We start from the raw sequence: 14052 nt of genomic DNA on the forward strand, positions 1-14052 counted from the left end.
AGCCGAAGCTAAAATGCTTGAGGGAGTGTCACACTTTTACGGCGGTGGCGATGCTGCTCGACATGGGGATATCCGCCAGCGATCCATCGATGAAGGTGTGATGCCATAACTGGGTGGCGACGATGGCGGCGAGGCCCATTTCCACGGAGAGGCGAGGCAGGGAGCCGGGGCGCATTTGCCGGTAGGCTTTGCGCCAATGGCGCACGGCGGCGACATCGAAGTAGCCAGTGCGGCGCAGGGAGTCATCGCTCAACAGCTCGCCGATATATTTCGGCTCGGGATCGATGTGGAAACTGTCCAGCGGGGCGCGGAAGATGACTTTGTGACGGCGGGCGATGGACGGCGGCAGCCAGCGCTCGGCGACGAGGCGCAGCAGGTGTTTGTCGCGGAAGCCGCGCAGTTTCCAGCGCGGATGGAGTCTGGCGGTGAAGTCGAATACGTCTTCATCCAGGAAGGGATAGCGCACCTCCACGGAGGAGTGCATGGCGACACGATCTCCCTTCGCTTGCAGCAGATGACCGGCCAGCGTGACCCTTGCTCCGACCCAGAGGCCGCGATTGAGCGGATGCCAGCGGCTGGCGCGTTCGAGATTGATGCCGAGTCCAGCCCAAGGACGTGCGTGCGCCAGCACCGCGCGCATCGGCTCGGCATAGAAGCGCAGTTTGGCGAGGCCGAGCACGCCGTAGGAATCAATCCACGCATTGGGACCGCCGACGCATTCTTCCACGCTGTGGCGGAATGCGGCCGGATATTGCGGCACCTTGCTGAAACGCAGAAAGGCCCGGCGCACTTTGTCACTCAGCCGCATGCCGGGCATGACGTCGAGGATGCCGAGGATCTTGGCGATTTTATACCAGGGATAGCCGGCCAGCCATTCGTCGGCTCCTTCGCCGGTGAGCACCACTTTCTGGCCGTTGGCATGCACGCGCCGGGCGAGTTGCATCAAGGCAGCACAGGAAGTGTCGATCACCGGTGCTTCGGCGGCCTGAATCAACTCCGGGTAAGTCGCCAGTGCGTCGCTGGCGCGGAATTCCTGCACGATGGGCGGCTTGGTGCCGATGTGCTTGGCGGAGAGATTGGCTGCGCTGAGTTCATCGAGCGCGGGATCATCCACGCGGATGGTGTAGGTGTTGATTGCCGGGCCTTTGAGCTTGCAGGCCATGGCCACGATCATGCTGGAGTCGAGACCGCCAGAGAGATAGGCGCCCACCGGCACATCGGCACGCAGACGCTTGTCCACAGCGTTGAGCAGCAACTGCTCGAACTCATCCACCAGCTTGCGCGGATCTGTTTCGAGGTTTTCGTCGCCACGATCCGGGAAATCCATTTCCCAGTAGGCGTGATCCTCAATGACCGGTGCCGTACTGTTTCCGCCAGGCGTGATTTGCAGATAATGACCGGGAGACAGGAGGCGCACGTCTTCGAAACACGTCAACGGCCCCGGCATGGCGGCGAAGGTAAAAATTTGATCCAGGCCATGCAGGTCGGCTTTGGCCGTGACCATGCCGGAGGCGAGCAGGCCCTTGATTTCGGAGGCGAAGAGCAGCCAGTCGCCTTGTCGCGTCCAGTACAGCGGTGCGATGCCAAAGCGGTCGCGCCCTAACGTCAATTGCTGTCGGCGCACGTCATACAAGGCGATGGCAAACTGGCCGCGCAAGCGCGCGAACATGCCTTCCTGATGATCTTCCCACAGGTGGGGAATGATTTCCGTATCGCAGTGAGTGTGCAGACGATGTCCGCGTGCCGCCAGTTCCGCGCGTTTCTCAATGTGATCAAACAACTCGCCATTGAAAACCACGTACGCGCTCTGATCTTCATTCGTCATCGGCTGCTGGCCGTCCGCGAGACCGACGATGCTGAGCCGCCGTGATGCCAGGGCAACGCCTGGGCGATTGAAAAATCCCTCTTCATCCGGGCCGCGATGAACCAAGGCCCTGGCCATGCGCTGGATGATACCTTCGGGTACCATGCGCCGACCGCTCAAGTCTATCACGCCTGCGATGCCACACATGAGCCGACACTGTGGATTCGGATCAGGCTCGTCAAGGAATCACTGCTCCACAGCATGTCCCTTATCCCAAGACGCGGTTCAAACCTTACCTCAGCCGTGCAATGCATCAGGGAAACCCCCACTCCATTATGAAATTCAGCATCGCCCGATGCCTAAATGAGGTGGGAACCTCATTTATTTTGAGAGTTTGTCACTCCGTCAAGGCCAAGGCACTCCGCATTTCCGAATAGCGTCGGTAGCAAACAAACACATTATGGACACAAATCGTAACGAAGGTATTGCGATCATTGGGATTGGTTGCCGCTTTCCAGGAGGAGTGAATGATGCGGAGGCATTTTGGAAAATGCTTGTTGAGGGTCGTGACGCGGTGTCGGAGGTTCCGCCGGATCGCTGGAATGTGGAGCGGTTTTACGACACGGAACCGGGGCTGGTTGGAAAGACCATCGCCAAGCGCGGTGGCTTTCTGGACAACATCGACCAGTTTGATCCGCAGTTCTTTGGCATCTCGCCGCGCGAGGCACCTTACATTGATCCGCAGCAACGTCTGCTCCTCGAGACAGCGTGGGAGGCGATTGAGGATGCCGGCCTGGTTTTGGATCTCGACAAGGGGACAGACATCGGCGTGTTCGTCGGCATCTCGCACAATGATTACCAAGGGCTGCAACACACGGCCACAGATCGTGCGGGCATCAGCGCCCACACGCCCACCGGCAGCGCACACAGCATCGCGGCCAACCGCATTTCCTACTGCCTCAATCTGACGGGGCCGAGCCTCGCGCTGGACACCGCATGCTCATCCGCGCTGACGGCGGTGCATGTGGCTTGTGAGCACATCCTGGCTGGGCACTGTAAAACGGCGATGGCCGGTGGTGTGACGGTGATGATCACGCCGGATGGGTTCATTGGATTCTCTCAAGCCGGGATGTTGTCGCCCGATGGCAAATGTAAGGCGTTCGACGCTTCGGCCAATGGGTTTGTGCGCGGCGAAGGCGCAGGCATGGTGCTCATGAAAAAACTCTCCGATGCCATCGCTGACGGTGATCCGATCCACGCGGTGATCATGGGGTCGGCCGTGAACCAGGACGGTCACACCAACGGCATCTCGCTTCCCAGTGGCGAAGCGCAGGCACGGCTGGTGCGCGAAGCGTGTGTGAATGCCGGGATTGATCCGCTGCAAATCGGCTATGTCGAGGCGCATGGCACCGGCACGGCGGTGGGTGACCCGATTGAAGCCCATGCCCTGGCCGACGCGCTCTGCAACGAACGCACCACGGAGACAGCGCTCATCATTGGCTCAGCGAAGACGAATCTCGGTCATTTGGAAACTGCCGCCGGTGTGGCCGGCTTGGTGAAGGCTGTCCTGGTGCTCAAACACAAACAGATTCCCGCCAGCCTTCATTTTGAGACACCCAATCCGCACATTGACTTCGACGCGCTAAAACTGCGGGTTCCCACCACGTTGGAACCGTTTTCCGAGACGCCTGAGGGGCGCTTGGTCGGCATCAATTCCTTTGGTTTCGGCGGTGCCAATGCACATATCATCCTCAAAGAACCACCGCTGCCGCCGCAGCGGGCGTTGCTGACCGAGCCCATGGACCGCGCATGGCCGTTGGTGCTCTCCGCGCGTTCCGAGGAGGCGCTACGGGCCGCCGCGTGGCAGTTGAGCACCTGGCTGGATGATCATTCGAAGTTGAATGGCAGTTCGCCGTTGCTGCCGGACGTCACTTACATGCTCGGAGCTCGGCGCAATCACCACTCGCATCGTCTCGCGTTAACTACGCACTCGATGGCCGAGGCCGTGCAGGAACTCCATGCATTCTCCTCAGGACAGCCGGGACCAAAGCTGCGGACGGCCTTCACACCACGGCGCGAGCAAGCCGCACGCGTGGTCTTCGTCATGAGCGGCCAAGGTCCGCAGTGGTGGGGCATGGGACGTGAACTCATGCTGCATGAACCGGTGTTCCGGCGGATGATCGAGGCCTGTGACGCCGCCATGCGGCCCTGGGCGCGGTTTTCACTCCTGGAAGAATTCGCGCGTTCGGAAGCCGACTCGCAAATGCAGCGCACGGAGATCTCACAGCCGGCTATCTTTGCCATGCAGATGGCGCTCGCGGCGCTGTGGAAGTCATGGGGCGTGCAGCCCGCCGCTGTCGTGGGACACAGCGTGGGCGAAATCGCCGCTGCCTGCGTGGCGGGCATCCTCACGCTGGAAGAGGCGGCGAAGGTCATTGTGCATCGCGGACGGTTCATGGATGACTTCGCACCGACGGGCGGAACCATGCTGGCGGTTGGGTTGAACTCGGAAGAAGCGCAGGCGGCCATCCTCCGGCATGATCGCACCGTGAGCATCGCCGCATTCAATGGGCCGCGTTCGCTGACGCTGTCAGGCTTGAAAACTTCACTGGAAGCCATCGCCGCTGAGTTGGAGTCGCAAGGAATCTTCGCGCGATTCCTGCAAGTGAGCCATCCCTTCCATCATGCGATGATGCAGCCCGCCGCGGATGCACTCAAAGATGTGCTGGGTGATCTCAAGCCGCAGGTCGGAGCCGTGCCGTTTTTCAGCACCGTCACAGGTCAGCAGTTGGAAGGCGAGGCATGCGATGCGGGTCATTGGTCGCTCGGTGTGCGACAGCCGGTGCAATTCGCGTGCGCAATCACGGCTTTGGCCGATTTGAGCGCGGATGTGTGGCTGGAAATCGGCGCTCATCCCGCACTGGTGCGTTCGATTCAGGAATGCCATGCGGAGCATGGCACCAAGGCCGCCATTCTGGCCTCGGCACGCCGGGAACGCGAACACGAGTCGCTGCTGGAAACGGCCATGGACCTGCATCTGGCGGGTGTGGTGCTCGATTTCGCCGCCATGACGCCCTCTCGGCGTATTCTCTCGCTGCCAGCCTATGCCTGGGACAAGAGCCGCTGGTGGCATGAGTCCGCCGAACTGCGCGAGGGTCGTCTGGCACCAGGCGGGCGTGGCTTGCTTGATGTGCGGACATCGCGGGCCACGCCGACGTGGATCACCCGGCTTGATGGCCGACACATGGCCTTCCTGAAGGATCATCGTGTTGAGAACCTCATTGTCTTCCCTGCGGCAGGCTTCGTGGAGATGGTGCTCGAAGCCGGCGTGCAGTTGTTCGAAGGCCGGCCGTTTGTGGTGGAAGATTTTGAAATCCGCAAGCCGCTCATCGTGCCAGATCCGCCGTCCGGCTTGTTACTGGAACTGTCCTATGACCCTAACGAGCGTACCTTTGGCATCCAGAGCCGTCTCGAAAACGCCTCGTCGTGGTCCGTGCATGTGGTGGGATCGATGCGCGGTGAACGCACCGAATCGGCCTTCACGGTTTCATCGTGGGAGACCACTCAGTCTGCCGATTTGAAGAGCGTGACGGTGGACGACTTCTATGGCCACATGAGCGACATGGGACTGCGCTACGGCGATGAGTTTCGTCCCATTCGTGAATTGTCAGCCGGAGCGGGCAAGTCAGCGGGCAGCATCTCGTTGTCGGACGCGATTGCGCATCGTGCCGGTGAATATCCGCTGCATCCCGTGCTGTTTGATGGAGCACTCCAAATTTTTTCCGCCGGTGCGGCGACGGTGGAGGGGCGAACTGCGGGGCTGAGACTGCCCGTGCGTTTCGCCAGGATCTTGTTTCTGCGTTCTCCCGGTGCATCGAGTCTCGTACGAGCCGGAGTGAAACAAGCCAACGACGAACTGGTCGAGGGAAACATCGATTTGTATGATGAGACAGGCAAACCCTGTGTCCGCATTGATGGCTTTCGGGCGATCAGTGTGGAGGGCGCACGCCGGACTGGCAGGACCGGAAAAGGTCGCGACCTCGTTTATCACATCGCCTGGGAACGAACACCGGCGGCCGCCAAGCCCGTGCCGAAGGCTCCGCCGCCATTGGCACGCCTGCATGAGGCAGCGCGGCATGCGCTGGATAAAGCGTTGGACGCGCGAGGACGTGATGCGCTCCAGGCCGCCAGCTCAGCTGTAGATGACCTGACCGCGGCACAGGTGGCCCGCGCCTTGCGTGAGATGGGAGCGACTGGGTTCTTCACGGCAAAATCGCTCGGCGTGGCAGGGCCGATGCGGCCGGTGTTTGCGCAATTGATAGCCGACCTCGTTCAACGCAACATGCTGGTGAAGGAAGCGGACGGTTTTCGGCCGGCTCCGCTATTCATGTTGGATGCGGATGCCGTGTCTGAAGTGTTTCGCGCCACCGTTGCCATGCATCCCGGACATCTGCCGGACGCTTTGCTTGGTGAGGTCGCGAGCGCAGAACTCGGGCCCATTCTGCGTGGCGAAAAAGATGCCGTTAAAATGCTGTTCACCGGCGGTGGCGCTGAACTGCTGGATCAGTTTTACGGCGACGGTCTTTTCACCAGCCCGTGGCTTGCAGCCATCACCAGCGCAGTTGAGGCGGCCGCACGCCAGCTTCCTGAGGGACGCGGACTTCGAATCCTCGAGATCGGCGCCGGCACGGGCGGTCTGGCTTCACAGTTGCTGCCGCTGATCGAGCGCGGATTGCACATGTACGTTTTCACCGACGTCTCTGCGGCGTTTTTTCCTGGCGCGAAACAGAAACTGGCGGCCTTTCCAGAAGTCGAATACAAGATCTTCGATCTCGAAAAGCCGGGCACGGAGCAGGAGTTCGAAGCCGGAACGTTCGACCTCATTCTTGGTGCCAATGTCGTGCATGCCGTGAGCGACGTGCGTGCCGCCTTGCACAACATCCACGATCTCCTGGCACCTGGCGGGACTTTGTTGTTCGTGGATGTGGCCACGCCCCATTTGTGGTTGAATGCGGTCTTCGGTCTGACCAGCGGCTGGTGGCGCTTTTCGGATCGCGATCTACGGCCCGACCATCCTTTGCTCCATCGGCACCAGTGGGAGAAAGTGCTGCAGGAAGCCGGCTTCAGCGAGACCGCCTCGCTCCCCGGCCTCCTCCGTCCGAATGGCGGCGAAAGTCTGATCGGCCTCCTCGCACGGAAGGCGTGGACCGCACCTGCTGCGAGCGCGCCTGCTGTGACAGAGACGTCCGCGGAAAAATCGTGGATGGTGTTTGCCGACGACTCCGGTCTCGGTGAGCGGCTGGTGGCGCAGCTTCGTATCGCTGGCGTGCGGTGCCGCATGGCGAAGCGTGGCAACGGGTTTGTAGATGAGGGAGCGGACACTTACACGTTGCGTGCCGCAGCGCCCGAAGACTGGCGGCAGCTCCTGGAGGCATGCGTGGATGAAGCACCGGAAAGGTTCGTCTTGCTGTGGAATCTGAACGAGTCCGCGCCAGGAACCAACGCTGACGCCGCCTTGCTGGGCACGGATGGTTTGTTCCATCTGACCCAGGCGCTCGAAGCTTTGAACCCGGCGGCGAAACGGCACATTGATCTGGTGACGCGCGGCGCACAGGCCGTTGGACGGCAGAACGTGGTGGCGGTGGCCCAAGGGGCTGCCATCGGCTTGATGCGCGTCGTTGCCAATGAGCATCCGAACTTCACCTGCCGCAGCATTGATCTGCCGCCCGCCGCATCGGTCGCAGATGACGTGCTGCTTTGGAACGAGCTGCAGCAAAAAGATGCCGAACGCGAGATCGCCTTCCGTGGGGATGCTCGCTACGTTCGTCGCATCGGTCGTGGTTTGGAACCGCGTGAGCAGTTGCTCGATCATGCTGTGCCGCTGCGGCTGGAATCCCGTGAACGCGGGCTGCTGGATGCGCTGCGTCTCACGCCCTTCGCGCTGCCGCCCTGCGGTGCAGGTGAAGTGATGATTGAGGTGAAGGCAGCGGGCATGAATTTTCGTGATGTGCTCAAGGCGCTGGCCCTCTATCCAGCGGAAACGGCGGACGCGCGTATCTTTGGCGATGAGATCGCCGGCGTGGTCATGGCTGTCGGGAGCGGGGTCTCTCATGTGGCTCCTGGAGACCGGGTGTTTGGTCTCGCCGTGTTCGGCCTCGCCACTCATTCGCTCGCACGCGGCGGTGATGTGCGCGTCATTCCGGAAGGGCTGTCGTTTGAAGAGGCGGCGACATTGCCGGTGGTCTTCATGACTTCATGGCATGCGCTGAAAACCGTGGCGCAGCTCAAGGCGAACGAGCGCATCCTCGTCCATGCGGGCGCCGGCGGTGTGGGCATGGCGGCGATCCAGATCGCGCATTACCTGGGAGCGGAGGTCATCGCCAGTGCTGGGAGCCCGGCCAAACGTGCGTTGCTGAAGACGCTGGGAGTGAAGCATGTCGTTGATTCACGCCGCGCCGACTTTGTGGAAGCTGTGATGGAGATCACGGACGGCAAAGGCGTGGACGTGGTGTTGAACTCGCTTGCGGCTGAGGCCATTCCCATGGGACTCGCCTGTCTGGCGCAATTCGGCCGATTCATCGAGATCGGCAAACGCGACATCTACCAAAACTCGCGCATTCCGCTGTGGCCGCTGCGAAAGAACGCGTCGTTCCATGTGGTGGCGATGGATGCGATTTTCAGCGGCGATGAGGAGCAGACACACCAGATATTGGAGACGATAGCAACGCTGGTTGACAACGATGACCTGCAACCGCTGCCGTTCCGTTCGTTCCCGGCGTGCCGCATCGATGCTGCATTCCGGCTCATGGCCCAGGGCAAACACACCGGCAAAGTTGTGGTGTCGTTTGCCGATCCCTTCGTCCCACGCCGTGCCGAGCCGCTGGTGCCAGGCTTCGAAGTTACAGCAGACGGCTGTTACCTGATCACTGGAGCGTTCGGTGGCTTTGGCAAAGTGCTGGCTGAATGGCTGGTCGATGCTGGGGCGCGACACTTGGTACTCACCAGCCGTAGCGGTGCCGCCACACCGGATGCCGAAGCGTTTGTGGCGCTGCTGAGCGGACGTGGTGTGGATGTGCAGGTATCGCGGGCGGATGTCGGATCGCCTGCAGATGTGACACGGCTCTTGACTGAGATTTCATCTTCCGGGCAGGCACTCCGAGGCGTGTTCCATCTGGCGATGGTGATTGATGATGCACCGATGGGTCTCCTCACGCGCGAGCGGATGCGCAGAGTGATGGCACCGAAGGCCTATGGCGCCTGGCTGCTGCACGAAGGGACACGCCATCTGAAGTTGGATTGCTTTGTGATGTTCTCGTCAGTCTCCAGCATCTTTGGCAACCCGGCGCAGGCCAACTATGCGGCCGCCAATGCCTTCATGGATGCTCTGGCGCATCACCGTCAGGCCGTCGGCCTGCCGGCGCTCGTCATCAACTGGGGTGCTCTTGGCGGCGAAGGTTACGTGGCCCGCAATGAGCGGGTTGCCGAATACCTCGCGCGTCAGGGCACGACGCCATTGTCGCCGGGAGAAGTGACCGGCCTGCTGGACGTATTTCTCTCCGCTGGCGTCACTCAAGGGATGGCGTTGCGGGTGGACTGGGCCAAATGGCGGCAGGCTTTCCGTAGCAGCCAGGACAGTCCTCTGCTGGAACGTATTTTTGCCGCAGGCGTCGAAGGATCGGAGTCCAGCGGAACTAAAAGCGACTGGCGGCGCAAGATTGACTCGGCGGCACCGGAAGAGCGTGCGGATATTGTCGGTCAAGCGCTGCGCGATGTCGTCGGGGCGGTGCTGCGGGTCAAACCGGAGGGCCTGCGCGATGATCAACCGCTCACAGATCTGGGACTTGATTCACTGATGGCCGTCGAGATCGAAAACTCGATCGAGAGTGCCATCGGCGTGGCCTTGCCGCCAGCGAGCTTGATGCGGGCGCGCACGATCGGCCAGATCGTGACATTGATCACGGAACACATGGGCGGCACTACTGCAACCAGCGTCAAACCTACGGCACCGGTGGTATTGCCCGAGGAGTCAGCCGCCACGACAGACGTGGACCTCGAAGTGCTGTCCGACGCAGAAATTGACCGTTTACTGGATGATGTAGCAGCACAGGATGACGCGGAACCACGCTGGAAATACGAGCCTGAAACATCTGCATGTCCCAAGACAACCGAACACGCCTGAAGCAACGGCTTGAGAGCGGGGAAATCCGCCTCAAACCGCTGACATTGCCCCAGCGGGAGCTATGGGAGACATCGCCCGTGCCAGCAGGGGATGTGTCGAACCACATCTGCGCCTTTATTCAGGTGCGGGGCCTGCTGACACCCCAGGGTTGCGAGGCGGCGCTACAGAAGGTGGTGGACCGGCAGGAGGTGTTTCGCCTGTCGTTCCTTCCTGGCAAGGACCAGCCTATGCAGTTGATACGGAAGACCGGCAAGGTGCTGCTGCCGTTCCGTGATCTCACGCCTTCACAACAGCAACCGGAAGCACTGGAAGAACTGTCGCAGGAAATTTTCAGCAAGCCTTTCGATCTGGTTGGCGGGCCGCTCTATCGTGCTGAGGTGCTCCGGCGTGCCGCCGATGACCATGTGCTGGTGGTCGCGATTCATCACGCCATTGCCGACGGCTGGACTTTGGGCGTGTTCGTCCAGGATCTGTTCGCCGCGTACGTGCAGGGACTTAGAGGGCTGCATGACGCACTGCCACCTGTGCCCCTCTCCTACTCGGACTGGGGCGCGACCGAGCGCGCCTATTGGCAGCCTGCGGAATTGGAGCCGCGTGCCACCTTCTGGAAATCCCGTCTGGCTGCAACCAAGCCGCTCTGGAGTCCGCCCACCGGGCCACAAGTGGCATCGGGCGAGCGGAGACGATGGGTTGCGCACATTCCAGCTGATGTCGGTCGCGCGGTGCGGGAACTGGCCCGACGCAATGGCGCGACACTCTTCAGCACGCTTCTGGCCGCGTTTCAAATCACCCTGTCCAAGTGGACGGGCTCCGATGACATCCTCGTTGGCACACCGGTGGCGAACCGAAACAAACAGGCGGTGCGTGAAACGATGGGCTATTGCGCCGGCATCGTGCCGCTGCGCGGTCAGATTGACCGGACGCGCTCGTTCTCTGAGCGTCTTCAGGAGGTGCAGCAGGCAACGGTGGAATCCTTCGCCAATGCCATGCCCTTTGCCGAGCTCGTGCGGGCGCTTGGTATTGCTACATCACCGGGACATAATCCTGTTTTCCAGGTGCGGTTCGCCCTGCAAAACCATCCTGTGCCGGATATTTCGGTCAATGGCGTGTCGCTTCAGTTGCGCATGCGCTCGACGGGCACATGCCGTTTCGATCTGGCATGCGAAATCACCGAAGAGGGCGATTCACTGGAGATGGTATGGCTGTTCCGGCGTGATCTGTTTCCTCTCGACGATATTCAGAACCTGAACCGCCTGTATCTGGCCGTGCTGACAGGCGTTTGCCGCTCGCCCGAAATCTTGACCGCCGCCCTCATGACCACTTTGTGAATCCCATGCAAACGACCGCGAACTTCATCGAGCCGCACGAGCCTCATTGGGTGAGTCGATCGGCCTTCCAGATCGTTGTTGTTCTCTTGTTGGTCATTGAAACAGCGCTGGCGATGGTACTGAACCACGGCGCATCACTTTGGCTGGTGGTGCCGCTGGTGTTGCTTGCCAGTCACCTCATGCACGGGGCGGCGGTTGGCTTTCATGAAGCCACGCATGGTCTGCTCCGACGGAACCGTCGCCTCAATGAAATTGATGGCATCCTCCTTGGAGTCTTCAGCTTCATGAGTTTCAGCCTCTACCGTGCCGCGCATCAATTGCATCATATGCACCTCGCCTCCGAGCGGGACGAAGAACTCTGGCCGTTCATCCATCCTGACACGTCACGCTGGGCCAGAATTCTGGCCGCAGTGCTCGAACTTGCCTTTGGCCTGGTGTTTTTGCCGTGCTTGTTCTTGCGGATCTTCCTCCGCACTGGGTCGCCGATTCGGAGCAAAAAGGTACGCCGACGAATATGGGCTGAACTCGCGCTGATCGCTGTTGTGTGGACCGTGATCCTCGCCGCAGTCGCGCATTGGCACGCCTGGCGCTATTTTCTGTGGATGTATCTGGCACCTGCTTTTTTGGCCGGAAACCTGCAAAGCTGGCGCAAATACATCGAACATGTCGGGCTGACCGGCAGCACGGTGAACGGCTCCACCCGCAGCATCGTGGCGCAGGGCTGGTTGGGACGGCTGGTGTCCTTCACTTTGCTGCATGAGCCTTATCATGGTCTGCACCACCTGCATGCCGGGGTGCCACATGCGGAGCTGCCCAGGCTCACTACGGAACTCCAGCCCGTGAAGCCCGAGGAACGACGCCCCTTTCCGAGCTACCGGCATGCCTTGCTGGATCTGCTGCGCAATCTTGCTGATCCACGTGTCGGTGCTCAATGGCTTGCCTCACCAGTCCCGCCATGAAGCCACCTTTTTCTGCCGTCGATCCTGCTGTGGCGAATGACTGTGTGTTCGAGGCGACAGGATTGACCAAAGAGTTCGATGAGGGTCACGTACAGGCCCTGCGCGGTGTGGATTTTTGCATCGCCAAAGGCGAATTCGTAGCCGTCATCGGTGCGAGCGGCAGCGGCAAGACGACGCTGCTGCAGATGCTCGGCGCTCTCGATCGGCCCAGCGCGGGAACTTTGCACTACCATGGAAACTCGATTTCCGATCTGCCCGATCCATCGACATACCGTGCCCGCGAGATCGGCTTTATTTTTCAAGCCTTTCATCTGCTGCCGACATTTACTGCCGTGGAAAATGTGCAGATGCCGATGTTTGAAACCAATTTGACCGCTGCCGAGCGTCAAGACCGGGCCATTAGCTTGCTCAAATCCGTCGGTCTGGAGCACCGCCTCGATCATTTCCCCGCCAAGCTCTCCGGAGGAGAGCGTCAGCGCGTCGCCATCGCCCGCAGCCTCGCCAATCGTCCTTCTGTTTTGCTCGCGGATGAACCCACCGGCAACCTCGACAGTGAAAACGCCGAGATCATCCTCGAACTCATCACCCGGATTCATCGTGAACAGAACATGACCTTGGTGCTGGTAACTCACGACCTGACCATAGCCCGGCAGGCATCACGAATGATTCAGATGAAGAACGGACGGATTGTGCATGATCAGGGAACACCACTCACCGCAGTCTGAACATGACTTTTCCCACCATCATCGTGCGTGGACTGCTACGGCGTCCTGTGCGCAGCGGTTTGACCCTCTTCGACATCTCCATCGGCATCGCTGCTGTTGTGGCGCTCGTGGGCCTTTCCCGGGGTTTTGAAACGAGCTGGGGCGTGGGAATGAGAACGCGCCAGATCGACATCGTGGTCAGCACTCTCGGCAGCGGCATCACGCCCAAGCCGTTCGATGTTTCAGTTCGCGACCGCGTTGCCGCAGGTCACAGCCACCTGCTCCCTGTTTGTCGATTTCACCAGCATCGAGGATTCACCCATGATGCTGGTCTCCGCCCGCGAGTGGGGGCGGATTCTCATGGCAGCATCTCAAGCTCGTTTCCGGCCGGTTGCCAAAGGGTGCGATGGAGCCTGCGGTGGTACTGGGCCGCACCGCCGCCGAAACATTCAAGAAGAAAGTGGGCGACCCGATTCAAATCGAGGTCAAGGAACTGACCGTGGTGGGCATCGTCGATGGCGGAGCGCTGGTGGAGAACGGCTCGGTGATTCTTTCCCTGCCCTTGATGCAGGAGATCACGGGAAACACCGGCAAGATCAACATCATCGACGTTCGCGTGGCACCCGGCCTCAAGCAGGACGATCTGCAACGCCTGTGCGAGAAGATCAACAATGTCGTTCCTGAAGCGCGTGCGATGGCGGCGGGTGAACACATCTCCAACAGTGAGGCTTATCGTTTTGTCCGCGCCATGAGCTGGAGCACCTCGCTGCTGGCGGTGATCGTCGGCGTTCTCGGCGTCATGAACACCATGCTCATGACGGTCTTCGAACGGAAGCAGGAGATCTGTGTCCTGCTCGCCATCGGTTGGAAGCGCACACGCATCATGCTCATGATCCTGGGCGAATCCGCCCTGCCGGGCATTCGTGGGCTTTTGGAACCTGACCTGAATGGCACTGAATTAAGCACATTTTAGGATGCATGGGCAAGGTCATCTTGAAGGGTGTAGAGGTGACGAGGTTTGGTCATGAAAGTGTATTTGTTCTGCCGGTCTTTGCACACACGCGGCTCCTTTCGTCCA

At 60.5% G+C, this 14052-nt stretch carries 6 protein-coding genes; 5 read left to right on the forward strand and 1 reads right to left on the reverse strand.

Annotated features, from left to right (window positions below):
* Positions 1 to 28: 28 nt before the first annotated feature.
* On the reverse strand, positions 29 to 2011 hold the full coding sequence (asnB, locus tag U1A53_RS25025) for an asparagine synthase (glutamine-hydrolyzing) (RefSeq protein ID WP_322284622.1): 1983 nt from the start codon (positions 2009 to 2011) through the stop codon (positions 29 to 31).
* Between the two features lie 253 nt (positions 2012 to 2264).
* Here asnB and U1A53_RS25030 point away from each other — a divergent pair, with 253 nt between their 5' ends.
* From U1A53_RS25030 to U1A53_RS27130, 5 genes are all read left to right on the forward strand, one after another.
* Positions 2265 to 9983, forward strand: a complete 7719-nt coding sequence (locus U1A53_RS25030; protein WP_322284623.1) for an SDR family NAD(P)-dependent oxidoreductase — start codon at positions 2265 to 2267, stop codon at positions 9981 to 9983.
* Entirely contained in the window at positions 9956 to 11311 is a 1356-nt protein-coding gene (locus U1A53_RS25035) for a condensation domain-containing protein (RefSeq protein ID WP_322284624.1), read from the forward strand. Before U1A53_RS25030 ends, U1A53_RS25035 begins: the two co-directional genes overlap by 28 nt.
* A gap of 5 nt (positions 11312 to 11316) precedes the next feature.
* Positions 11317 to 12270 carry a fatty acid desaturase gene (locus U1A53_RS25040; RefSeq protein WP_322284625.1) on the forward strand — a complete coding sequence of 318 codons (954 nt, stop codon included), beginning with the start codon at positions 11317 to 11319 and terminating at the stop codon, positions 12268 to 12270.
* Positions 12271 to 12314: 44 nt separating this feature from the next.
* Positions 12315 to 12995, forward strand: a complete 681-nt coding sequence (locus U1A53_RS25045) for an ABC transporter ATP-binding protein (RefSeq protein WP_322284626.1) — start codon at positions 12315 to 12317, stop codon at positions 12993 to 12995.
* Between the two features lie 370 nt (positions 12996 to 13365).
* On the forward strand, positions 13366 to 13947 hold the full coding sequence (locus U1A53_RS27130; protein WP_345786509.1) for an FtsX-like permease family protein: 582 nt from the start codon (positions 13366 to 13368) through the stop codon (positions 13945 to 13947).
* The last annotated feature ends 105 nt before the right edge of the window (positions 13948 to 14052 follow it).

This window comes from Prosthecobacter sp., assembly GCF_034366625.1.
Taxonomy (GTDB): Bacteria; Verrucomicrobiota; Verrucomicrobiia; order Verrucomicrobiales; family Verrucomicrobiaceae; genus Prosthecobacter.